Source organism: Vreelandella sp. 21, from assembly GCF_050995515.1.
Taxonomy (GTDB): Bacteria; Pseudomonadota; Gammaproteobacteria; order Pseudomonadales; family Halomonadaceae; genus Vreelandella; species Vreelandella alkaliphila.
The window spans coordinates 2500331-2523450 of record NZ_CP194673.1 but is presented as its reverse complement, the minus strand read 5'-3'; the positions used below and the strand labels follow the sequence as shown (position 1 = coordinate 2523450).

Annotated in this window: 18 protein-coding genes; 11 read left to right on the top strand and 7 right to left on the bottom strand. The window is 50.4% G+C overall.

Annotated features, from left to right (window positions below; all coding sequences use genetic code 11):
• Positions 1-2 precede the first annotated feature (2 nt).
• The 7 genes from ACN06F_RS11810 (at position 3) to ACN06F_RS11780 (ending at position 9872) form a co-directional block, all read left to right on the top strand.
• Positions 3-1055 (top strand): glycosyltransferase family 1 protein, encoded by a 1053-nt coding sequence (locus ACN06F_RS11810; RefSeq protein WP_433923960.1) that lies wholly within the window; start codon positions 3-5, stop codon positions 1053-1055.
• A 27-nt stretch (positions 1056-1082) separates the two neighbouring features.
• Positions 1083-2681 carry a phosphoglucomutase (alpha-D-glucose-1,6-bisphosphate-dependent) gene (gene pgm, locus ACN06F_RS11805; RefSeq protein WP_433923959.1) on the top strand — a complete coding sequence of 533 codons (1599 nt, stop codon included), beginning with the start codon at positions 1083-1085 and terminating at the stop codon, positions 2679-2681.
• 231 nt (positions 2682-2912) lie between these two features.
• Complete coding sequence (pgi, locus tag ACN06F_RS11800) at positions 2913-4610, top strand: glucose-6-phosphate isomerase (protein WP_433923958.1); 1698 nt, start codon at positions 2913-2915, stop codon at positions 4608-4610.
• The gene (locus tag ACN06F_RS11795; protein ID WP_038485883.1) at positions 4610-5464 is read left to right on the top strand and encodes a UTP--glucose-1-phosphate uridylyltransferase; all 855 of its coding nucleotides are present in this window, start codon (positions 4610-4612) and stop codon (positions 5462-5464) included. The genes pgi and ACN06F_RS11795 overlap by 1 nt, the downstream gene beginning before the upstream one ends.
• A gap of 692 nt (positions 5465-6156) precedes the next feature.
• Positions 6157-7572: a sodium:solute symporter family protein gene (locus ACN06F_RS11790; RefSeq protein WP_095603264.1), complete on the top strand. Its 1416-nt coding sequence runs from the start codon at positions 6157-6159 to the stop codon at positions 7570-7572.
• 167 nt (positions 7573-7739) lie between these two features.
• Positions 7740-8963 carry an NAD(P)/FAD-dependent oxidoreductase gene (locus ACN06F_RS11785; RefSeq protein WP_433923957.1) on the top strand — a complete coding sequence of 408 codons (1224 nt, stop codon included), beginning with the start codon at positions 7740-7742 and terminating at the stop codon, positions 8961-8963.
• 12 nt (positions 8964-8975) lie between these two features.
• Positions 8976-9872, top strand: a complete 897-nt coding sequence (locus ACN06F_RS11780; RefSeq protein WP_433923956.1) for a LysR family transcriptional regulator — start codon at positions 8976-8978, stop codon at positions 9870-9872.
• Positions 9873-10332: 460 nt separating this feature from the next.
• Here ACN06F_RS11780 and ACN06F_RS11775 read toward each other — a convergent pair whose 3' ends face one another.
• Genes ACN06F_RS11775 through ACN06F_RS11755 form a run of 5 tightly spaced genes read right to left on the bottom strand, consistent with a single transcriptional unit; the run spans position 10333 to position 15605 of the window.
• Entirely contained in the window at positions 10333-11328 is a 996-nt protein-coding gene (locus ACN06F_RS11775) for a Csu type fimbrial protein (protein ID WP_433923955.1), read from the bottom strand.
• A gap of 14 nt (positions 11329-11342) precedes the next feature.
• Positions 11343-13709: a fimbria/pilus outer membrane usher protein gene (locus ACN06F_RS11770; protein WP_433923954.1), complete on the bottom strand. Its 2367-nt coding sequence runs from the start codon at positions 13707-13709 to the stop codon at positions 11343-11345.
• A gap of 8 nt (positions 13710-13717) precedes the next feature.
• On the bottom strand, positions 13718-14473 hold the full coding sequence (locus ACN06F_RS11765) for a fimbrial biogenesis chaperone (protein WP_433923953.1): 756 nt from the start codon (positions 14471-14473) through the stop codon (positions 13718-13720).
• A gap of 41 nt (positions 14474-14514) precedes the next feature.
• The gene (locus ACN06F_RS11760) at positions 14515-15024 is read right to left on the bottom strand and encodes a Csu type fimbrial protein (RefSeq protein ID WP_167541180.1); all 510 of its coding nucleotides are present in this window, start codon (positions 15022-15024) and stop codon (positions 14515-14517) included.
• A 20-nt stretch (positions 15025-15044) separates the two neighbouring features.
• Positions 15045-15605 carry a Csu type fimbrial protein gene (locus tag ACN06F_RS11755; RefSeq protein ID WP_433923952.1) on the bottom strand — a complete coding sequence of 187 codons (561 nt, stop codon included), beginning with the start codon at positions 15603-15605 and terminating at the stop codon, positions 15045-15047.
• A gap of 464 nt (positions 15606-16069) precedes the next feature.
• Between ACN06F_RS11755 and gdhA the strand changes: the two genes are divergently transcribed.
• Both gdhA and rnk read left to right on the top strand, forming a co-directional pair.
• Positions 16070-17422, top strand: a complete 1353-nt coding sequence (gene gdhA / locus ACN06F_RS11750) for an NADP-specific glutamate dehydrogenase (protein ID WP_038485870.1) — start codon at positions 16070-16072, stop codon at positions 17420-17422.
• A 128-nt stretch (positions 17423-17550) separates the two neighbouring features.
• Positions 17551-17964, top strand: a complete 414-nt coding sequence (rnk, locus tag ACN06F_RS11745) for a nucleoside diphosphate kinase regulator (RefSeq protein WP_095603255.1) — start codon at positions 17551-17553, stop codon at positions 17962-17964.
• A 160-nt stretch (positions 17965-18124) separates the two neighbouring features.
• Here the strand turns inward: rnk and ACN06F_RS11740 are convergent, their stop codons facing one another.
• Complete coding sequence (locus ACN06F_RS11740; protein ID WP_038485865.1) at positions 18125-18802, bottom strand: IclR family transcriptional regulator; 678 nt, start codon at positions 18800-18802, stop codon at positions 18125-18127.
• Positions 18803-19003: 201 nt separating this feature from the next.
• Here ACN06F_RS11740 and ACN06F_RS11735 point away from each other — a divergent pair, with 201 nt between their 5' ends.
• Together ACN06F_RS11735 and ACN06F_RS11730 are read left to right on the top strand one after the other, a co-directional pair.
• Positions 19004-21391 carry a cytochrome P450/oxidoreductase gene (locus ACN06F_RS11735; protein ID WP_433923951.1) on the top strand — a complete coding sequence of 796 codons (2388 nt, stop codon included), beginning with the start codon at positions 19004-19006 and terminating at the stop codon, positions 21389-21391.
• Positions 21392-21492: 101 nt separating this feature from the next.
• Positions 21493-22554: a TRAP transporter substrate-binding protein gene (locus ACN06F_RS11730; RefSeq protein WP_038485862.1), complete on the top strand. Its 1062-nt coding sequence runs from the start codon at positions 21493-21495 to the stop codon at positions 22552-22554.
• A 41-nt stretch (positions 22555-22595) separates the two neighbouring features.
• On the opposite strand, the gene rfaH is transcribed toward ACN06F_RS11730, so the two are convergent.
• The gene (gene rfaH, locus ACN06F_RS11725; RefSeq protein ID WP_433923950.1) at positions 22596-23117 is read right to left on the bottom strand and encodes a transcription/translation regulatory transformer protein RfaH; all 522 of its coding nucleotides are present in this window, start codon (positions 23115-23117) and stop codon (positions 22596-22598) included.
• Positions 23118-23120: the final 3 nt, after the last annotated feature.

Sequence of the window (23120 nt, the reverse complement as noted above, 5' to 3'; positions counted from 1 at the left end):
GGGTGAGGAGTTACCACACGCGTTGGGTCGTTCTTAGCGATGGTGGCCTGCCGACTGAAGATATCTACTTTCTTGAGTCGGCTGCTCCGGCAATGCGAACTCAGGGTGCAATGATTGAGCGCGCTGTTACTTCGCGCTCTTTTGGTGCGGCTTGGCGTTATGGCCGCTCTTTTTTACATCAGTATGCGGGCGCAAATGTGTTGCTATGCCGCTCGCTGCCGTTGAGCTGGCTGCGCTGGCTAGAACGGCATCGCCAAGCATTTGGCTATATCGGTTATCTAATTGATGATGATATTGGTGCGGCGGCCAACGATCCCACTTTGCCGCCAGCTTACCGAAAGCGTATGGCGCGCGTTGCTAAGCTTCAGCCCCGTTTAATGGCATTAAGCAATGAAGTAATTGCTTGCAGCGCTGTTTTGGCTGAGCGTTTTCGTCCTCATCACCAGTGCGTATCAGTCTTAACGCCGCCTCTTATTGCTACGCTGCCAATAAAGACTCACTTTGAGTCATCTCCTTCATCCTCAGCACCGTGGCGAATTGGTTTCCACGGTACTAGAGCGCACCTGAATGACTTAATGCACATTGCTCCTGCACTGCAGGCTATTCAGCAAACTCGCAACGACACACAGCTTGAGCTGATGCTGGGTAAGCATACGCCAAAGGCCTTGGTAGAATTACCTAATGTTTTGGCACCAGACCCGCTACCTTGGCACGCTTTTCGCAGTTATCAGGCTAAGTGTCAGCTGCACATTGGTCTAGCGCCGTTATTAAACACACCCTTTAATCAGGGCAAGTCATTTATTAAGTTTCTCGATATAGCTGCGATGGGCGGAGTAGGTGTCTATTCTAATCGTTATCCTTATAACGATGTGGTGAGCGACGGGGTCAATGGGCTGTTGGTAGAAGATGTCCCAGAGGCTTGGCAAGCTGCTATTGAGCAGCTACTTAATAATCCAATGGCGACGGCTAAAATGGCGCAGCAGGCCGCAAAAGACGCCAGTGAAATCGGTAATCCGCAGCGTGCACTAAGGTTCTGGCAAGCGCGTGCGGATTAGCCAAATATTAATCAGGGAGCAAATAGAATGGATGCCATCGTTAAGGCGTTTTTTGATGAAACTCCAGATGCCAACATTGCAAAAGAGCGTGTGGCATTTGGAACCTCAGGTCACCGAGGGCGTGCTACCGATCGCACATTTAACGCTGCGCACATTTTTGCGATTACTCAAGCGGTGGTTGATTACCGCTCTGAGGCAGGCTATCAAGGCCCGATGTTCCTTGGCTACGATACTCATGCACTTTCAAAACCCGCATGGGAGTGTGCGTTGCGGGTGCTGGCCGCCAATAAGGTGCCTGTATTCATTGAAAAAGATAATGGTATTACGGCTACACCACTGGTCAGTCGTGCAATTTTGCAGCATAACCAACTCAATCCTCAGGCAGCACCAGACACTGCGTTAGCCGATGGTTTGATTATTACCCCTTCCCATAATCCACCTGAAGATGGCGGTATTAAGTACAACCCGTCGCATGGCGGGCCAGCGGATACCGAAGCAACAAAATGGATTGAGCTTCGCGCCAATGCCTATTTGCTACGTCAGTTATGTGATATTTCACCGGTGCCGTTAGAGCAGGCGCTGGCGCATGCGCAAGCGTATGATTTTACTGCCCACTATGTAGCTCAGCTGGGCGAGGTGGTGGACATGGCTGCTATCCAAAACGCTAACCTCACTCTTGGCGTTGACCCCATGGGTGGAACAGCGCTGCCAGTATGGCAGGCAGTGGCTGAGAACTATGGCTTGAATCTTGAGGTGGTCAATACATCAACAGATGCCAGTTTCGATTTTATGCCGTTGGATCACGACGGTAAGATTCGTATGGATTGCTCTAGCCCTGATGCCATGGCTAACTTGTTAAAGATCAAAGACCGCTTTGATCTCGCTTTTGGCAACGACCCTGACGCTGATCGCCACGGCATTGTGGATGCCAACGGGTTGATGAATCCGAATCACTTTTTAGCGGTGTGCGTGGACTATTTGATTGGCCATCGTCCTGAGTGGGCGGAAACGCTCAACATAGGTAAGACGCTGGTGTCTTCTTCAATGATTGATAGGGTTGTGGCTGCCCATCAACGTGAGCTTTATGAAGTGCCGGTTGGCTTTAAGTGGTTTGTTGAAGGGCTGCACCAGGGATGGCTTGCCTTCGGTGGTGAAGAGAGTGCTGGTGCGAGCTTGTTAACACGCGATGGAAAGGCTTGGTCTACTGATAAAGACGGCATTGCGCTTTGCTTGTTAGCGGCTGAAATTACTGCGGTCACAGGGAAAACGCCCAGTGAGTACTACCGTTCATTAATCGAACGCTTCGGCGAGCCGTTCTACAAGCGCGTCGATACTGCCTGTACAGCTGAAGAAAAAGCAGCTTTTAAGAAGCTTACTGCTGACAGTGTTACGGAAACCACGTTAGCCGGTGACCCGATCACCGCGGTATTGGTTAATGCCCCCGGCAACGGCGCAGCCATTGGTGGTTTGAAGGTAACAACTGATAATGGTTGGTTTGCGGCCCGCCCCAGTGGTACTGAATCGCTCTATAAAGTGTACGCTGAAAGCTTCAAAGGCTCGCAGCATTTGGACGAGTTAATTGAAAGCGCCACCGCGTTGCTTTCTGGTGTGCTAAAGGGTAAGTAGTGGGCGTTGTCGCATGTTACATAGCCTATTGAATGCACTGATGTAGTAGTGCGTGGTAAGCGAAGCGCACCCGCAAAGGCAGCTATCGGAGTACGAGATTGCTACTCTTACTTAACAATTCTTTGTCATCCTATTGTAAACTCTCGCGTTGAATGTGATGAGGGGTGATTTGGCTTGGCTTTTGCCTTGTATATTTGTCAGGTCATCCCTTAATTTATCAAGGAAGACAATATGAACTCACCGCTTTCTAACGTAAATCCACGTGTTTATACACCCGTAAATGAACTGCATGTGCATGCAGAACATCTTTACGCCCAGTCCTTAAGTGATCTTTTAGGTAATGATTCTGCCTGTGCTCAACAGCGTGCCCGTGCATTGGCATTCACCTTCGGTAGCCTGCATATTGATTTCAGCAAGCAGCGTTTAACGACTGAAACCATCGAGCTTTTAACGGCATGGGCAGAAAGCTGTGGGCTAACTGCTAAACGGCAGGCGCTGTTTGCTGGTGAGCAGGTCAATACGTCTGAAAGGCGTGCTGCCCTGCACATGGCTGCAAGGTGGCCAGCTAACGAAGAGCCGCCAGAGGGGATGGAAAGTGCAGCGGCTTTTTGTCAGCACCAGCGTGAGCGTATGTCGGAGATGGTTAAGCGGGTTCATCGTGGTGAGTGGTATGGCGCCACTGGGCAAGCGATCACCGATATTGTGCATATTGGTGTGGGTGGTTCTGACTTGGGACCAAAACTGATCAGTGAAGCGTTAGCAGATCGCCCCAGTAGCATTAAAGTAGACGTGCATTATGTTTCTACGATGGATGGCGCCCAGCTGCTACCCTTAATGGAGAGCTTAAACCCTGCGACTACGCTACTGGTGCTGGCCTCCAAATCCTTCACTACCGCAGATACTCAGTTTAACGTACGTACGGCGCTTGCGTGGTTAAGTCACGCACTAGAGGTAGATGAAGCGACCGTTTGCCGTTACCAGTTGATTGGTGTGTCATCTAAGCCTGAAAAAATGACAGATTTTGGCATTCCAGAAGCGCAGCAGCTGGTGTTCAAAGAGTGGATCGGCGGGCGCTTTTCGCTGTGGTCGCCTATTGGAATAAGCGTGGCGATGCAACTGGGAGTGGAGTACTTCGATGCTCTGTTGGAAGGGGCGCATGCCATGGATAAGCATTTTCTGGAGGCGCCGTTAGCATCAAATTTACCAGTATTGATGGCCTTGGTAGGGGCCTGGAACTCTCAGTTTTTAAACATTCCTACTCATGCGGTGCTTCCTTATGATGGCCGGTTAAAAAGCTTGCCTGCGTACTTGCAGCAGTTGGAAATGGAATCTAACGGTAAGAGCGTTGGTCTAGATGGCCGGTCTGTTACTCATGCCACCTGCCCTATTTTGTGGGGGGATGTAGGGCCGAATGGCCAGCATGCGTTTTACCAACTTTTGCATCAAGGTAGCCATACGGTTAGTGCTGATTTTGTGGCGGTTGCGCAGCGCCCAGTGGCGGCCTGTGAAAAAGTAACCCGTGCACTTGAAGCCCAAGAGCAATTAACTTTAGCTCACTGTTTAGCTCAATCGCAGCTGTTTGCGTTAGGTGATGATGCAATTCCCCTAGCACTTCGCGGTTATATGGCGCAGGGGTATCGCGGTAATCAGCCCAATTCTGTTGTACTGTTAAAGACGCTGGATGCATGGTCGATGGGCGTCTTGTTAGCGCTTTATGAACACAAGGTCTTCGTCCAATCGGTTTTGTGGAATTTAAACCCCTTTGATCAACCTGGGGTGGAGCTTGGCAAGCAGTTAGCAACAAGCCTTTACCAAACGCTGGCAGATGAGCCGGTTGAGCATCAAAATGTAGAAGATCCGAGTACTACTCAGTTGCTACACAAAGTGAATGAGTGGCGTAAGCAACGAAACGATAAAGGAAGTGGTTAATGACTCAAGTGCGCAAAGCGATTATTCCGGTAGCCGGTTTTGGCACACGCCTGCTACCCATCAGCAAGGCGATTCCCAAGGAGATGGTACCCGTTGTGGATCGTCCGCTCATTCAACACGTGGTGGAAGAAGCGCTGGCGGCGGGTATTAATGAAATCATTCTGGTAACTCGGGCTGGGAAATCAGCCATTGAAGATCATTTTGATGCTCACTTTGAACTTGAGCATTCATTAGCCAGTAAAGGCAAGAGTGCGTTGCTGGAGACACTATCGGCCATTTCACCCAAAAAACTCAAAGTGACCAGTGTTCGCCAACCAAATGCAAAAGGCTTGGGCCATGCGATTTTCTGTGCCGCGCACCTGTTAGACAAAGACGAGCCATTTGCCGTCATCCTTCCTGATGTGCTGGTGAAGCCACAAGTTGGCAGTACGGCTTGTGATCTGGGCAGCATGGTAGAGCGTTGGAATACAAATAGCGCTTCGCAAATCATGGTGGAAGCGGTGCCTAAGGAAGACGTTTATCGTTATGGCATTGTGGACTGTGATGAGCCTGCTGCCGGTGAGAGCGCCAACATGCGCGGTGTTGTAGAGAAGCCGACGCCTGAAGAAGCGCCTTCACGCCTTTCGGTTATTGGCCGCTATGTGCTGCCATATCGCATTATGGAGCTGCTGTGTGACCAGCCACCTGGTGCGGGTAATGAAATCCAGCTAACGGATGCCATCGATCGCTTGATGCAGGAAGGTAAAACCGTACAGGCGTTCCGTATGCATGGCCGCACCTTCGATTGTGGTCATATTGAAGGCTGGCTGCAAGCTAACACTACGCTTGCTCGCGAAGCAGGTTATGACGTGTAAGGTCAACGGCCAATAATATTGCTAAAAGAAGCCGCTCAGTTCACCCTGCAGCGGCTTTTTTCTTGCCATTAACACTACTATTCCCACCGTTCTGTCATTCCCGCATGCCCTTAGCGGGAATCCAGTTTGATTCAGGCGTTCGGTGGCCCAGCGGGTAAGGTCAAGGTGGATTCCCGATAACCCCACTCGGGAATGACGGTTGTGTGGGGAGCCGATATTTTGGGGTCGAGAAGAGCCTTGCCGGGATCTCATGCTCTGGTTCGCTTTGGTAGGTAAGACAGAGAGGGGACCGGCGCTAGCCCTCCTGTCTCTACCTTGTGATCTAAAGTGCTGCGCTTATTCTATGAATCCAGGCTAAAAGTACTAGGTTTTTCGCGCTTACTGATAAAGAAAATTAGGTGATAACTATCTTGACACTGGAGGTTGCTAGTTAAAGATATCAATTTAACTAAATTCCAACCTGTATAGTGAAATCTTATTTGATGCTAAGTTATTCATAAAAAATACAACATGTTGTTCGTTTTTTGAGAGATTGTATTATTTTTGTTTGCTGCAATATTTTTATAATATGTGTTTTTTTGATTCTTGAAGGTATAGCTTCATGTTATAGGTTAATAATCTTAATGGGCTTTCAAGTTATGAGTAATGGCCATAAAATGTTCGGACATCAATAAACAATAAACGGGTGTTCTATGAGCAATATTGACTGGGCTATGATAGCCCTGTATTTCCTGCTTATGATTGGCATAGGGGTTTATAGTGCTTTCAGAGTAAAAGATAGCGATGACTTCGCCGTTGCAGGGAATAAAATAATTTGGCCAGTACTTTTCGCTACGCTCTCTGCGTCTTTTTTAGGCGGCGGTTCAAGTATGGGAAGGGCTGGACAGACTTTTAACGATGGATACGTATTTCTCTTTGCAGCGTCTGGATTTACTATTCAAACATTCCTAACCGGTTGGTTAATCGCACCAAAGTTAAAACGCTATCCCGGCGCTCAAACGTTGGGCGATATAATGGAAGTTCATTATGGTGGGTTTGCGCGTTTGCTTAGTGCGGTTTTATCTTTAGTGTTTTGTATAGGCATACTGGGCGCTCAAGCACTTGCCATCGGTACTATCTTCCAAGCAATTCTAGGCATCAGTATTACTGCTGGAATTTTGATCGGTATGTGTATTGTAATGGTCTACTCGGTGGCTGGTGGTATGTGGGCAGTCATTCAGACTGACGTAATTCAGTTCATGCTTCTAGGCATCTTCTTGCCTGTCACGCTCATCATCGGTCTATATCAGATCGGTGGGCCTGCTGAATTAGTCGCAGCTCTACCAGTGGGGCACTTCAGCGTTATAGGTAGTTATGAAATTGCAACATTTATAACAATATTTGTTGCCTTTATGCTCGGTGAGGCGCTTGTTCAGCCCTATGCCCAACGTGCTTTCTGTGCGCCAGATCCTAAAAATGCGCAGAAAGGGTACATGCTCTCAGGTTTGTTTGGTTTACTTTTCTTCACTATTACAGCCACTCTGGGTCTAGTCGCTGTTGTTCTATTCCCAGATATTGCACCAGATCAAGCACTGCCTACATTAGTCAAGAGTATCTTACCTATTGGTGTCACAGGGTTGGTGTTAGCCGCACTATTGGCGGTAGTTATGTCAACGGCCGACTCTTACTTGAACTCAACAGCTGTTGTCTTTGTAAGAGACATATACTCTAAGCATGTAAATACCAAGGCGACCTCTAAACAGCATTTGAAGATTGAGCGTTGGGTTAGCTTGATAGTGGGCGTTGCCGCTACTCTATTCGCCTTAACAGCGACCTCTATCGTAGATGCTCTACTCATGAGCTATGCGCTATGGGCGCCTACCATGATTATTCCTCTTATCGGTGCGGTTCTATTTGACGTAATGAGTAAACGTGCCGCTATTTCAGCCATCGTTCTTGGTGGAGCAACCACAGCACTATGGAATTGGGGGCCATTTCCGCTTCAGGAGTTAACCGGATTTACGCCTCTACTTGCTGGTGTGTCTGTGAACCTAATAGTTTTTGTACTGCTTGCGATTACTGACAAAAAAGTTATTAGTATCAATACTGTTCTGGGGAGTAAGTCATGATTTTGTACTCAGCGGTTATCTACACTTTCAGCGCTCTATGTATTGCTACTTCTTTATATATTGGGATTGTTAGTCTCAAGTTTTATATAGATGATGCAAAAAATATAAAATAAACAATAGTGCGGATGAGCAATGCTTTTCCGCACTGCTTTTGGAAGAATAAAGTTATGGATTATACTGTCATTGTAGTCGGTGCTGGTGTTGTAGGGCTGAGTAGTGCTATTTCACTTGCAAAGATGGGATATGATACTTGCTTAATCGACAAAGGTCTCCCAGGGGCAGACACATCCTATGGCAATGCGGGTATCATCGCTAATTATGCTGTTATGCCATTAATTACCCCCAGCTTGCGAAAAAACTTAGTACCAATGGTGCTTGATAAAAATAGTCCTCTATCTATTCGTTCAAGCTACGCGCTGAAATTATCGAAGTTTGGTAAGTATTTCTTACGTGCTACGAGGCAGCGAGAATGGGAGTCGAGCGGTTACAGTATGGGGTCAATGATGAAGGATGCCTGGAACTGCTGGGAAAACTTGCTCGATGATGCAGGCTGTGCATCTTTAGTAAAGTCGTCTGGCGTTGTCGTTGCATTTGATAAACCCGGCACCTTTCAGGACTTTATGAAAATTGAAGCACAGTACAAAAAAGCTTTTAATATCCCATACTCTATCTTGAGTAGTAACGAAGTAAAGGAGAATGTCATAGGGCTAAGGAGTCATTATAGTGGTGGCGTTTTTTATCCAGACGCTCGCTTTTCTACTGATCCTTATGAATTAAGTAAAAAACTATTTGACCATTATTTATCTATTGGTGGCAGGTTTCAGAAATCTGAAATTGAAACAGTGCGAACGATAGAGGGTGGGCAAGCTGTCACTGCTAAAGGTGGTGAGTTTTGTGCGAAACATGTAGTTCTTGCAACAGGTACCTTTACCGGATACCTGCTAAAAAAAATGGGGATAGATTTGCCCATCGTATCTGAACGCGGCTACCATGCGATTGTTGACGAGCCAATTGAAATATCTCGGCCTGTAGGGCTAGCTAATCATGGTGTTTTTGCTACTCCTATGAATGGGGGCATAAGAATTGCTGGATTATCAGAGTTTGCGTCGCATAATGCGCCGGTGAACAACGATCGAATAACTCAACTTGATAGGATTGCGAAGCGTCACTTAGGAGCAGGTGTTCGCGAACCATGGGTAGGGGCTAGGTCTACCACACCGGATGGTGTTCCCTATGTTGGTGGTTTGCGGCATCACCCTGGGCTTTGGGTCAATACGGGGCATGGTCACTTGGGGTTGACCCTTGCGGCAGTCACGGCTAAGACTCTTACTAACGAGATAAAGTCAGGCTTTAATATGTTAAATCCACTTTCCCCACACCGACACCTTTAGCAGCCCCACAATATGTTAAATCCCCGACAATTAACGTTGTTTCAAGCGATTGCCATGACTGGAAGTATCAGTGGCGCAGCCAGACAGTTGGGTATATCACAGCCTGCAGCGAGTAACATGCTGGGCAGGCTAGAAGAAACGGTTGGTTTTGTATTATTTAAACGAATGAAAGGTAAGCTGGAGATTACTCCTGAGGGGGCGACACTTCTAATTGAGGTGACGCATGCCTTGGATGTGCTGAATACCTTGGAAATTAGGGTTGATCAGCTAGCCAAGTTAGAGTGTGGAATGCTGACAGTAGGAGCGCTAGGTTGGGTGTCCATGGGGGTGTTGCCTTACGTAATTTCCGAATTTATGCGAGAACATCCTGGCATCAATGTTTCGCTCCAAACGCATGCCTCAACGAAAGTTATAGATGCGGTCCTCGCCGGGCATTTTGACATAGGTGTTGTAGAGACGCCGTCGCCAACACCATCGCTAAGAATAACGCCTTTTCAAGTCAATTTGATTGCCGTGTTGCCCAACAAAAGTGATCTTTTTGAATTGGAAACGTTGACGCCGCAGCATCTAAGTGGTCTTCCACTGGTTACATTAGATCGTAGGCATGCAACAACCCAGCGTTTAGTACAAAATTTTAATTTAGTTGGTGCTGAATGTAATATTGTCGCTGAATCACATCTTTTTTCGCCAGCGTTAATCATGTGCCAGGAGGGTGTGGGTATAGCGATTGTCGCTGAGCATACTGCAAAACAGCACCAAATCGAGAGCCATAGGTTAAAGAAGCTGTCGCCATTAATACCATTTCCTATCTCTGTTATTACTGCAAGATACCGACCGCGATCGCGAATCTCTCATGCATTTGAAAGATATCTGATGCAGTATATGGAGAATATTTCTATTCGTTGTTAGTGCTGGACTTGATTGTTGTAAGAGTTTCTATCTACGATAAATGCTATTTTTTGTTTAATTTTTGATGTTGTAGAGAAAGCGTGCGCCTGGTAAAGAATCCTTCTGTTTAATAAATTGCCAAAGTGAAAATTATCTTTCCTAAGTTTCGGTGAATTACTCCAGTGCGGCATTCGATAAAGCCATTTGTAATGGCAATGGTTGGGGCGGTTGCATAGTAATAATAGTATTAGGCTGCCAAACAACCGGAAGCAGCAGATTCAGTTAGATTCGCGGTAATCCCCCTGTAAAATAATCGTGTTGCTTACGTGGCCATGACGCGGGTGCCTCATTCGTTCGTCCCTCGCGAGATTCGTTACGCCGCGCTACGGTAGGTGCCGTAGGCTGATTTAGAGCGGTGTTTGTAGCGCGGTGTAAGCGTCAGCGCACCCGCGGGGGATTTTGGGTTCGAAAAGCGCCTTGGCTAAAAAATAACATCGACAACAATCATATCGGTGTAGGTACCTGCCGGTGGTGTGTTTTGTCCCGGTAGAATGTTGCCTCGGTAAGTGAAGCCCTGGCTTGTTATGCCACTAGGTGTGCCGGGGTTGGTGTCGGCGGAGGAGGAGGGGCGTCGTTCGCTGCCAGTATTGCCCCAGCGGTCGTTGCCGGTAGTGCCTTTGTAAAGTTGGTATTCCAGGTAGTGGCCATTGTTCTCCATGCGGCGGATGTTGGCAGCAGGATGCTGACCATCGCTCAATCCTACTGAGTAGTCGCTGCCTTTTGTGCAGGTAATATCGATGGTTTGCGTTACTGGGTTGAATCCGGCGACCAGTGGGGAGCTTCCGAAGTTCAGGTCGGGTGCTTGAATGGCGCAGTCTGGAGTGACAGTCAGGTTAATGGTGATGGTGTTGGTGCCCGAGCCGGTACGATAGCTGAGACACACAAGTACACCTAGATTACAGATGCGCCAGTTCCAATTGACAGTCAAGGTGTCGGTGTACGTGCCAGCGGCTACATTGGCCGTGGGTTGGGTGCGAAACTCCATGGGGATGTCGACGCTTTGGCCGCCAAGCAGGCCGAGCAGGTCGATGAGTACAGAGTTGAAATAGTTGTAGGTCGTGTTGAGAAAGATCTCTTCATTCTCTGAGGCCAGCGCGAAGATGCGAAAAGGAATGGCATCACCGCTGGTAACATTGACCAGCTCCCCTTGGTTAGCACTAGTGACCGTTGCGCGAATCCATTGGTCAGACACAACCGCGAGCCCTAGTACAGACCCCTGGCAAACAGCACCCGCATTGGGTTGGGCAGATGTGTCGTGTGGTGTATTAGTGATGGCAAAGGAACTGATGTTACCAAAGTTAGCGCTGGTGCTTGGGCTTACCGTGCACGCCCAAGCCGTAGGAGTAATCAATAACAAAACCAGCAATAGAGCTCCGGCCAGCCAGCGGTGATAGCAGCGATGAGTTGTGAGTGGCATTGGTTGGCGCTCCTCTAAGTACAGGGTTTAGGCCCTAGCTGCTGGATATCATCGATGTGGGTATCAATAGATAGGCTGAGCGCGCACGCGCTACCGTCGGGCAGTGTCACTTGTAATTGGTTGTCACTCTGTAGGCCTTCGAGATACGTCAGTCCATCCCAGCCCACCAGCGCGCTTGAACCGTTGTCAGTGATAACACGAGAGCCTAACGGCAGTGGCTCGCCTTGCCTGTCTAGAATGGCCATCGTTGCGGCAATAACACGTTCAACCGGGAAGCGCAGCAGGTAGCCGCTACCTGGGTTTACCGCTACGCGCTGCTCAATTGTTGGGACATTGAGGTTGGCGGAAAGAACCAGTGGGTCGATCTCGTATTTACCAGCGTAGTAGGCACGGGCCCAGGGGACGAGTAGGTGGCCGCTATCACGGGTATGGCCGACTAATTGATTCTCGTAGCGAACCGGCACGCCTGCCTGGCCATCGGTACTGACGACGACAAATCCATCGCGCACGTAATTGGTCGCGAACCACTGATTGTCCATGTATACCAGCGATCCTCTGGCATCGGCATAGCGTGTGTCATTGTCGTCGGTGCCGAAAATGCCACCTCGTAATTCAGTGGAAGCTCCCCGCCAAGCCACTTCAGCCTGACGGTAACTGCTTTCGGTGTCGCGGTGTTCATAGGCGAGGTTCCAGCCCCAGCCGCCTTGTATGGGTGGGGTGTGGGCATATTGGACTCTGCTGGTCATTCCTCCGTTATTGTCTCGGCGTACGCTGGTGCTTAATGTGCCAGGACGGCTGCTTAGTGGCACTGTTATCTGGGCTAGGGTGTTCCAGCCGCCGCCTATCTCACGGTTGGCAGAGAGCGAGAGATGCATGCGATCCCATAGAGAGCGGTTGTACGACAAGTTAAACAGCTGAGTACGGCTATCGTCACCGGTCTGGATGTCAAAGTAGCCGCCAGCAAGCGACCCATGCGTGCCAAGGTTTAAACCCCCGGTAACCTGGGTAACTTTCCGCTGCGTATTTTCGCGTGTCGCGCTGTGAATGTGGCGAGATAGATCGGTGAAACCAGCCTGCTCTACTTGGTGGCGCAGAGCGATGTTAAAGCGGCGGCTCCGGTAGCGGTATCCGGCCGTGTAGGCATTACCGGTGACGCCTTCGCTGCGGCTTTGGCGGTAGGCTGTCTCTAGCGTGCCTAGCTGCCATAAGCCAAACGTGCCGCCAGCGCCTGCAGTGGTTAAATCGTCGCTAGCTTCAGTTTGCAATTCCATGGTGAATTGATTGTTGATGCCGCGCCGATAGCTGCCGGTGGCGGCCATTCCGCTATAGGCAAAATCACGCTGGCCGAAGTGGCGGCGCGGGGCACCTGCACTGAAACTGAAGGTGCTTAAACCGGGTTGTAGCAGTTCGCTGGAAACGTAAAACGGCAGGCTAGTGGAAACTCGTCTTCCCAGGCTATCGGTGGTCACAATGGTGGCTTCGCCAGCGCCGGTGACCATGGGCATATTGGTGACAGTGAAGGGGCCCGGCGCTAGTTCCATTGAGGATTGCTGCGCGCCATCGATGAACAGATCGAGGGTCGTGGGAATCGCTACTTCGCCGCTGAACTCAGGTAGTGGGTGGGTGATGATATCGGGACGAAGGGCAAAGTTTCGAGAAACATGAATGCCGCCAAGACGAACTGCATTTGTCCAACCCAGTGGTCTGGTGATGACGTCTCCTGCGCTGTACTGAAGCATCCGCTGTTGATCGGCGTACTCCCAGCGGGTGTCGAAGCGCCGGTAGCCGTTGTCTTGTCCACTCTCTCCCGTCACTATCTCGCGGTAAATGCCAGAGGTGCTTAGTGTCCCCGCTGCACCAAACAGTCGCGCTTCGTGCCCTAAGCTGGCAAGTGTCGCGCCACCCTGAGTGTCGCTGATATAAGCGTCGTAGTTAAGCAGTGCGCCAGGACTGGTGTTAAGTGCGAATGTCTCGTTTTGAGATAAATTAGTATGAAACTGATGTGGTAGCCAATGGGAAGGTACTTCCAGATATAGCCGTTGGCTGGGGCTGTGATAGCGCGCTTCTAATTCATCTAATTGGCTGATATTAATGATGTTATCTTGACGCTGCAGGTGTTTATTAGGAAGGCCTAGTTGTTGGAGTACCTCACGCTTGATGAACAGTTCGCCATTCTGCTGGGTAACGTGCTCGATACGCTGGGTGGAGCGTTGATTGACGATGATCTCCAGGTGGAGTTCCGAAACTGCCTGGAGATCACCCGCGCGTGGCGGTGGCGGCAATGCCTGGCCGATAGCAGGAAAAGACACCGCCGTTAAAAGTAAAGCGCAACTGCCCAACATGAGCCATGCCGGGAAATGCCAATGGATACGCGGGAGCATGCTGGCGCCTACTCGGCCGAAATGCGATGACTGACTCCCGAAATATGAGCGCGAAGCTCGCCAGTAGGTCTTATGTTTTGGGGTAGTGGCCAGCGTCGTACCTGCCTGGGCAGTACATAGCCAAGCAGCCCGTTGGTGACTTCGTTGCGCTGCCCTGGTTGCTCAAAGGTAACTTGGCTTAGGCGCACATGATGCTGACCCGCGTTGTGTATTTCTAGTTGCGACTGCCCCTCATGTGTTACGAGTCTCCAGGTTAGGCCGGGGTAGGGGATGTTACTGGAGGCGATACGTTCAGGGGGCAGTGCTCCTTCACCATAAACAAACAAGGGTAGAGAGTAGCGCATTTGTAATTGCACAGCGGCACGAGGCGAGCTTTCTCCTCCGCTATTAGGTGCTAGGGCCGGAATTTCGTCAACAATAATGCGATAGGCTTGCTCTTCGCCAATTGGTGAGGGTTCTTGGCGGATCAGGCGCACCATCTGGCGTTCCCCGGGAGCAATTGCCGTCATGGGTGGGCTACCCACAACGCTTTGTTGAGATTGGTATTGATTTTCTCCTCCTACCTGAGACCAAGCAAAAATCCGCACCTGCATATTGACCGTTTCGCTACCTCTGTTTTCCAGCCAAAGTGCACTTGCCTGCTGGTGACTCTCAATAACAGGGTAAATGGGCCAAATCAACAGAGAGTTAGCTGATGAAGGGCCCGCAAGAAGGCTTAGCAGGATGAAAATACCAATGATGTGGCCGAAGCGCTTTTCCAGCATAGATGTTCTCCTAAATCGAGCTTGTGCCCTTCGCTGCGATGTCACCACTCCAGCGTTAGTACGAGTTCGTCGCGGTAACTATCTGCTGGGCGGTTGCCTGGCAGCGTTAACCTGCCCCAGATGGGGAGGGTAATATCATTAGGACTGGTCGTGGTGTCTAAGGTGATGGGCTGGTCAATACCAATCGCGTTCTGTGAAGCGGCATCCTGGTAGAGTTGGTAGGCCAGCGTTTCGCTGCCATTTTCCCGCTTGAGCTGTCGATCACCATCCGGCTGAAGTCCACCATCAATACGCATGCTTAATGAAATTCCTGGTGTACAACTGAGCGTAAAAGACCCGGAGGCAAGCAGCGATACATTACGCGTTTCCTGTGAAAGCGCTGAGGCGGTGCCAAAGGCTAGGCTTCCTAGTGCCCCAACCTGGGTGCCTGCCGGAGGAACTTCGTTATTGATTAGGCAGCCAGGCGTAATGGTAGCTGAAACCATGAACGTGTCGGTGGGAGAGGCCTGCGTTAGCCCCGCCACTATCATCATCGGGGCGATGAGTCTCAAGCGCCGAGCCATTCGAGAAGCTACCAGGACAGCTCAACATTCAGTGTGTCTTCGTAGGTGCCTGCAGGTAGGTTGCCAGGGTCGCCAAAGGCTCTTCCGTAAAGATCGATTGTCTGGGGAGTGCTGGCGAATGCGCTGAGTATGATGGTGTCGTTTACAGCCAGCGCCTCCGTTCGTGCTGTATCTGTGTACAAGGTGTAGCCGACAAATGCCGTTGCGGCAGTATCTTGCATGGCATGGGTAGCAGGTGAGGCTTGGTTATCATGAAGGCCGCTGAGCAGAGTGAAGGTGGGGGTTACTCCAGGTGAGCAGAGCACTGTAATACCACCTCCTCCAGCCACTTGGGCATCTGCCTGATCGAATAGGGCAGAGTGGGTGCCGAATGCCAAGCTGCCGAAGTCGACTGCAGCGCCTTCTTCCCCATTAACTGAACAAGCGTCTTCAAGAGTAATTGAAGCGTCGATGGTTCCGCTAACGGTCTGGGCTTCTAAAGTGGAGTGAGAGAAAGTGAGTGCGGCAATGACAGTGCCTAATCCAGTGATTCGAGAGTAGCTTGTGCGAGAGTAGTTTAAGGTTAGCATAATCAACTCCTTAGAGATTAATTACTTATAGCGTTGCCCGCAGAAAAGAGCATTTTGCTTTATTACCTCAAGGTCTAACTCAAGACCTGACTCAAGACCTGTCTCAAGAACTAAAATGCTCAGTAATATTTGTTAAAGTTCACGCCTATTTTTAAGTTAGCACGTAATACTAAAAAAGCACCGCTGGAGTATTAGGGAATTAAAAAATGGATAGGCGGCATCAACTGTGTTTAAACACTTACTTAAACTGACTTCCAAGCAGCACTGTCGTTTATTTTTCGTTTATTAGTATTTATTAATTGCACCAAAACTGGGCGGAAAAGCTAGCACTTTAGTCTATTTCTGATGTGTTTCTGGCCTATACCGAACCTGCATAGGGTATGCATATATTCGTTGCCGCAGTTAAATACGTCATCGCTCTGGCCAGCAAATCGACGTTTTTAACTATAAAAGGGTGACTGTATATGCCTTATGTTCACGATACGCTGACACGTTTAGCGAAAAGTAGCCCTGCACAAACTGAGTTTTATCAAGCCACTGAGGAAGTGCTTGAGTGTCTTCGCCCATTGTTCGAACGTGCGCCGCATTACCATCAGCACAGTATTATTGAGCGCATTGTTGAGCCGGAGCGTCAGGTTATGTTCCGGGTGAGCTGGGTGGATGATGCTGGTCGTGTACAAGTCAACAAAGGCTATCGCGTGCAATTTAATTCGGCGCTTGGCCCTTATAAAGGCGGTTTGCGTTTTCATCCCAGCGTGACGTCGGGCACCATTAAATTTTTAGGGTTTGAGCAAATCTTCAAAAATGCGTTAACGGGGTTGCCGATTGGCGGTGGTAAGGGCGGCGCTGACTTTGATCCAAAAGGGAAGTCTGACAACGAAATCATGCGTTTCTGTCAGGCATTTATGTCGGAGCTTTATCGTCATATTGGGCCGCATACCGATGTGCCCGCTGGGGACATTGGCGTTGGTGGACGAGAAATTGGTTATCTATTTGGTCAATATAAGCGTTTAACGGGCCGTTACGAGGGCGTGTTGACGGGGAAAGGCCTAAACTGGGGTGGTTCCCTCGGTCGCAAAGAGGCGACTGGCTACGGTGCGGTTTACTTTGCCGAGAACATGCTGGCAGCTAAAGGCGAAGCTTTGCGTGGTAAAACCTGCTTGGTATCTGGCGCGGGTAATGTGGCGATTTATACGATCGAGAAGCTCTATGAACTGGGTGCCAAGCCCGTTACCTGTAGTGATTCCAAGGGGACTATTCACGACCCTAGCGGTATCGATTTAGGCCTGCTAAAACAGTTAAAAGAAGTCCAGCGTGTATCGTTGGAAAGCTATCTGCATGAGCACCCGGAAGCTCACTATATTTCGGCTCGGGATTACCCGCAGGATGGTCACGCGGTTTGGCGTATTGAAGGCGAGGCAGCGTTCCCTTGTGCGACGCAAAACGAGCTGACCGAAGCCGATGCCAAAACACTATTGGCGAATGGCGTTACCTGCGTGAGCGAGGGTGCTAATATGCCTTCCACCAAAGAGGCGGTAGATGTCTTTTTGGAGGCCAAAATTGCCTATGGACCCGGCAAAGCAGCGAATGCAGGTGGCGTGGCGACGAGTCAGTTGGAGATGGCCCAGAACAGCAGTATGGAGCAGTGGCCGTTAGAGAAAGTTGACCAGAAGCTTAAACAGATTATGGCGGATATTCATCGTCAGTGTGCGGATACGGCAAGTGAGTTTGGTGAACCTGACAACCTTGTATTGGGTGCCAATATTGCGGGCTTCCGCAAAGTGGCCGATGCGATGATTGAGCAGGGCGTTATCTAATCGCTTTTATTAGCTAAACCACATACACTGTTGTGACACAGTCCTTTCCCTCTGGGGAAGGGCTGTTTTCGTTGGTGCGTTTTATGCTCACTAACATCACTATTGATTGCTTTCCAAGGAGAGTAGAGATGGGGCAGCGTCCTTCTATTATCATTAATCGTCTTGATGCTGAACGGCTTCAGCGCCTGATTGATAACGCATCTGAAAAAGACATGATGGTGGCGGAGCTACTGGAAGAGGAGTTGGAGCGCGGAGAGGTGCTTGACCCTCAGGATATTCCTGAGGATGTGGTTAGTATGAACAGCCAGATACGCTTTACTGATCTGACCCGCGAGCGTCAGATGATTCGAACGTTGGTGTATCCTCATGCGCTTGAAAGCGTTGAGGATGGAATTTCGGTGATGGCACCAATAGGCGCAGCGTTAATTGGCTTGCGCGTGGGCGATGTCATTGAGTGGCCGCTACCCAACAACACCGAAGTACGCCTACGCATTGATGCGATTTTCTGGCAGCCCGAGCGGGAGAAGCAGTTCCATCGCTAAGTAAGTAGTGACAAGTAAGTAGTGACTACTCTCCGTCCTGGAGGGGAGTGTTTCATTAAAGCTTTCAAGTACGAACTGATGCCTAATGGCGAACGGGTCGCAAAGCGTGCCAGTTCGCCGTGTCCTTATCACGACTGTCCTTAAATTACTGGCCTTATCACTACTGTCCTATCAGCTCCGCTAGCTGTATCGCGGAAATCTTTACCTCGCGAATTGCTCGCTCACTATCCAGGTCATCCATCGCGACGACCCCAACACACGCTTCCATACCACTACGAGACTGGGTAGTCGGGATGTGCGTGGCTACGCCAACCGCGCCGCGTTGAAGCTGTCCCCGCGTAAGGCTATAGCCATCAGCGCGGGCTTGCTTCACCTCTGGGCTGTCCTCTTCCTTTGGTGCTCGTCCTGCCAGGATTGCGATACCAGCCGCGCCTTGTGTTAATGGATGGCGGCTGCCAACGCGATATCCCACACGCAGCATTCCTTCTTCAGGCTCAGCGACCAGCGTCACCATGCACTCTTCCCCTTGGGCTAGAGAAATAAACGCAGTCGCACGTGTTGCTTTGGCCAGGGTTTTTAACAATGGCAGGGCGACCGTATGGAGCTGAGGTTCAAAACGCGAAGCTAGCAAAGTAATGCCTGCGCCTAACCTAAGGGTGCCTCCCTGTGTGCGGGTAAGCAGGGCATGTGACTCGAGCGTAGCGACGATGCGGTAGGCGATAGTCCTGTGGACTTCAAGCTCCTCAGCAAGCTTAGCAATGCTGATACCTTCATTATGCTCGGAGACTATTTTTAAGGCGAGCAGGCCGCGATCAAGCGTTTGAAGCGTGGACGACATCAGTGGAGAACCTCGAACAGACGTTTGCGTATGGACAATGAAGGACCGACAAGTATGGCGCAGTACCTTGGGGCTGCAAACATGTATTGACGGTGCGCGACACTTCATCTATTTTTTGTTTCTATAATAGATAATTATTGTGCGTTAATAGAGACAAAAATAAAACCAACGTCTTGTCGAGCGTTCCCCCTTGGAGACATCATGACCACACCTGCACGCCAACCCGATAAAATGTCAGAAGGCTGCCCTTTTCATCAGCCAGCTTATGCAACTAGCCATGCAACTAGCCATGCAACTAGCCAAGCAACAGTGACATCACCAACGGGGTGCCCCGTCTCGCGTGATGCTGCTGCTTTTGATCCTTTCGGCGCGTCTTACCAGCTCGACCCCGCCGAGGCGCTACGCTGGTCTCGCGAGCAGGAGCCGGTGTTCTTTAGCCCTAAGCTTGGGTATTGGGTCGTGAGCCGCTATGAGGAGGTAAAAGCTGTTTTTCGTGACAATCTGACCTTTTCGCCCGCTATCGCGTTGGAGAAGCTGACGCCAGCGCCACCCGAAGCGGTAAAAATTCTCGAAAGCTACGGCTTTGCAATGCGTCGCACCATGGTCAATGAGGATGAGCCAGACCACATGGAGCGCCGCCGCCTACTGATGGATGCTTTCCTGCCTGAAAATCTCGAGAAGCATGAGGTATGGGTTCGCGAGTTAGCGCGTAGCTATATGGATCATTTCATCGATAAAGGCCGCGCGGATCTGGTGGAGGAGATGTTTCGGGAAATTCCCATGACCGTGGCGCTGCGCTTTCTGGGGGTGCCCAGCGAAGATGCCAAAGAACTTCGCAAATTCTCTGTCGCCCACACGCTCAACACCTGGGGCCGCCCCTCGCCAGAACAGCAGCTGAAGATTGCTGAAGACGTGGGACAATTCTGGCAAACGGCGCAGGCTATTCTCGATCGCATGCGTGAAGAGCCAACGGGTGAGGGGTGGATGTATGATTCGATTCGTATGCACAACCAGCACCCCGCGATTGTGCCTGAGAGTTACCTGCGCTCAATGATGATGGCGATTTTGGTAGCTGCCCATGAGACGACGGCTTTCGCCACCACGAATGCTTTCCGCATCCTGCTATCGAATCGTGCTTCTTGGAATGATATCTGTGAGAACCCGACGCTAATTCCCAGCGCCATTGAGGAGTGTCTCCGTGCCGCTGGCTCTGTGGTGGCTTGGCGCCGTATCGCTACTGAGGATGCTGACGTAGGGGGTGTGACGATCCCCAAAGGTGGCAAACTGTTGTTGGTACAGGCATCGGCTAACCGTGATTCACGACATTTTGAAAACCCTGACGAGTTTGATATATACCGCCATAACTCAGCAGAGCACTTCACCTTTGGTTATGGTGCGCATCAATGTATGGGTAAGAATATTGCCCGCATGGAAATGCGGATTATTCTAGATGAGTTTGTCCGCCGTTTACCCCATATACATCTCATCGAGGACCAAACGTTCGAGTATCTGCCTAATACGTCTTTCCGTGGTCCAACCTCGCTTTGGGTGGAGTGGAATCCTGAGCAGAACCCAGAGCGTCGTAACCGTGCGGTGTTAGAGAACCCGACGCATTTCCATATTGGTGCGCCTATTAAAGAGGATATTTTGCGTCGGGTTGTAGTCGCTGAGGTGGAGCGTGAAGCCGAGGAAGTCGTTCGGGTCGATCTTGTCGATCCCTATGGCCGTGAGTTGCCGGACTGGTCACCTGGCTCACATATCGAGCTAGTCTCAGGCGAATGGCGGCGCTATTACTCGCTGTGTGGAAAGCGCAATGACCAGCATCGTTTGTCTATTGCTATTTTACGTGAGCCTACGGGGCGTGGCGGGTCATTATATTTCCATGAAATGATCAAACCAGGTGACGTGCTGCATATTGCTGGCCCAAAGAACCATTTTCACCTGGATGAGACGGCAGAACGCTATACCTTAATAGCCGGCGGTATTGGTATTACGCCGATTCTTACCATGGCGGATCAACTTAAGGCATTAGGCAAACCTTACACACTCCACTATTGCGGCGCCGGGCGGCAAACCATGGCCTTTTTGGAGCGCGTCGAGCGTGACCACAGCGAAGCGCTAACCGTTCATGCAAGCGATGAGGGCTGTCGGCTTGATATCTCGACCGCACTTAGTAACGTAGCCAAGGGTGACCAGGTCTACTGCTGTGGCCCTGAACGAATGTTAGAGGCGCTCGAGGTATTGGCGCAGAACTGGCCTGAAGGCGTCTTACATGTTGAGCATTTTTCGGCTCGCTCAAACATCCTTGACCCTGAGCAAGAGCATGCCTTCGAGGTAGTGCTTAGCGACTCTAACGTGACACTTCAGGTCGGGAATGATCAGACCTTGCTTGAAGCACTGACGGCGTTTGGTGTGGATGTGCCAAGCGACTGCTGCGAAGGTTTGTGTGGTACCTGTGAAGTCGCTGTTGTCGAGGGGGATATTGATCACCGTGACGTGGTACTCAGCCGTGCTGAGCGGGCTGCCAGTGATCGTATGATGGCCTGCTGTTCGAGAGCTAAGGGGGATCGTCTTGTTCTCGCTCTCTAATGGCTAACAATTAATAATTAACAAGCAACAACTAAAAACTAAAAACATTAAAACGCAGCACCTTGCACGCCAATCCTGTAATAAACGAGAGGAAATTAATAATGAAAAAACTCGCTACACTGACAACGCTTTCTGCCTTGGTGGCATTAGGCACTTTACAACATGCCGCCGCCGCGACTGAATTACAGATTAGTACTTGGGCGGGCCCTAATCACGGCGTTAACACTATTGTTTGGCCAACATGGGGGAGTTGGGTTGAGGAAGCTACCGAAGGGCGCGTCACTGTTAACGTTGTTCACGATATGGGGCCGCCAGGCTCGCAAATGGAATTAATCGCAGATGGCGTTGCCGACGTTACTTGGCTTTTTCATGGGTTAATGCCGGGGCGTTTCGAGCTGACCAAACTGCCCGAGCTACCCACGTTTGAGGATTTCTCGTCCGAGTCTGCGTCGGTGGCTTATTGGCGCACCCATAACGAGTTCCTAGCCGAGGCTAATGAACACCGAGGGGTTGAGGTGATTGGGGTTGGGGTACATGGGCCGGGTGCGCTTTATCTTACCGAAGAAATTGATAGCCTTGATGACCTAGACGGAAAGCGTGTTCGTATCGGTGGCGGCATTATGGCGGACATTTCGAATGCACTTGAGCTTACCGGCGTAGCACTACCCCCCGCTAGCACTTATGAGGCTGCTACACAGGGCGTTATTGACGGCGCAATGCTAACACTTGAAGGGCTCAAAAGTTTTCGTCTAGCGGAAGTGTTGCCCTACACCGTTCAGATGCCAGGTGGTTTTTATCGGGGGAGTTTCTCGCTGGTCATCAACCCTGATACATGGGCCTCGCTTTCTGAAGAAGATCGTGCGGCCATTGAAGACGTGTCGGGAGAAAGACTCTCTCGCTTGTTTGGCTACATGATGGACGTGGTGGATGAGCGTGGCGTCGAGTTTGCGCAACAGCAGGGCAATACGTTTGTGGAACTGCCGGCCGAAGAACTTGAGCGCTTCCAACAAATAGCCGCAGATCTTCCAAGTCAGTGGGAGGCCGGGGCTAAGGAGCGTGGCGTTAACGGTGAAGCCGCGCGAAGCTTCTTCCTGGAACAGCTCGACGTTGTAGATAGTGAAGAAGGATTGAGTGCTGAGGAAGTGGTTGACCAGAGCATGTAATGTATCCCTGCCCGAGGCGCTGTTTTGCCTCGGGCAACGGGTTATTTTTTCTGTAAGTTATCGACAGAGATCTCAACATCCTGTGGGCGTTGTAGCACGTTAAGCAGCACAATAGCGCGCTCTTCGCCTTTGCAACGTTTGAAAACGGCTTCTAAATCTTTGAAGGGGCCGTCGGTGATCGTCACTTTTTCCCCAGCGCAGAAGTAGCTGTGGCTGCCTTCTTGATGATGCGGCTGTGCGCGAAGGGTATCTACCAAGGCATTCGGTACGGCGATGGGCGTGTTGCCAAAGGTGAGTAGGCGCAGCACGCCGCGGGTAGAGCGAATTGGCCGCCAGTTGCTGACGGTCTGATCCAGCCGAATAAACAGGTAGTAGGGGAAAAGTGGCTCGGTCACCAGGGTAAGTTTGCCTTGGCGCTTACGTTTAGCGTTAAGCACTGCATGGAACACCTCATAACCTTGGTTGGTGAGGTGTTCTGCGGCGCGAAATGATTCGCCGCCTTTGCATTGGATTACATACCAGCAGGGGGTAGCCCGCTCTGCTTGGGTTTCGAACTCCTCCATAAA

Coding starts and splice junctions, on each gene's coding strand:
- ACN06F_RS11765 (WP_433923953.1), bottom strand. CDS start 14,473: ATGCTGGAAAAGCGCTTCGGCCACATCATTGGTATTTTCATCCTGCTA.
- ACN06F_RS11730 (WP_038485862.1), top strand. CDS start 21,493: ATGAAAAAACTCGCTACACTGACAACGCTTTCTGCCTTGGTGGCATTA.
- ACN06F_RS11735 (WP_433923951.1), top strand. CDS start 19,004: ATGACCACACCTGCACGCCAACCCGATAAAATGTCAGAAGGCTGCCCT.
- gdhA (WP_038485870.1), top strand. CDS start 16,070: ATGCCTTATGTTCACGATACGCTGACACGTTTAGCGAAAAGTAGCCCT.
- ACN06F_RS11740 (WP_038485865.1), bottom strand. CDS start 18,802: ATGTCGTCCACGCTTCAAACGCTTGATCGCGGCCTGCTCGCCTTAAAA.
- rfaH (WP_433923950.1), bottom strand. CDS start 23,117: ATGGAGGAGTTCGAAACCCAAGCAGAGCGGGCTACCCCCTGCTGGTAT.
- pgi (WP_433923958.1), top strand. CDS start 2,913: ATGAACTCACCGCTTTCTAACGTAAATCCACGTGTTTATACACCCGTA.
- ACN06F_RS11755 (WP_433923952.1), bottom strand. CDS start 15,605: ATGCTAACCTTAAACTACTCTCGCACAAGCTACTCTCGAATCACTGGA.
- ACN06F_RS11770 (WP_433923954.1), bottom strand. CDS start 13,709: ATGCTCCCGCGTATCCATTGGCATTTCCCGGCATGGCTCATGTTGGGC.
- ACN06F_RS11785 (WP_433923957.1), top strand. CDS start 7,740: ATGGATTATACTGTCATTGTAGTCGGTGCTGGTGTTGTAGGGCTGAGT.
- pgm (WP_433923959.1), top strand. CDS start 1,083: ATGGATGCCATCGTTAAGGCGTTTTTTGATGAAACTCCAGATGCCAAC.
- ACN06F_RS11775 (WP_433923955.1), bottom strand. CDS start 11,328: ATGCCACTCACAACTCATCGCTGCTATCACCGCTGGCTGGCCGGAGCT.
- ACN06F_RS11795 (WP_038485883.1), top strand. CDS start 4,610: ATGACTCAAGTGCGCAAAGCGATTATTCCGGTAGCCGGTTTTGGCACA.
- ACN06F_RS11780 (WP_433923956.1), top strand. CDS start 8,976: ATGTTAAATCCCCGACAATTAACGTTGTTTCAAGCGATTGCCATGACT.
- rnk (WP_095603255.1), top strand. CDS start 17,551: ATGGGGCAGCGTCCTTCTATTATCATTAATCGTCTTGATGCTGAACGG.
- ACN06F_RS11790 (WP_095603264.1), top strand. CDS start 6,157: ATGAGCAATATTGACTGGGCTATGATAGCCCTGTATTTCCTGCTTATG.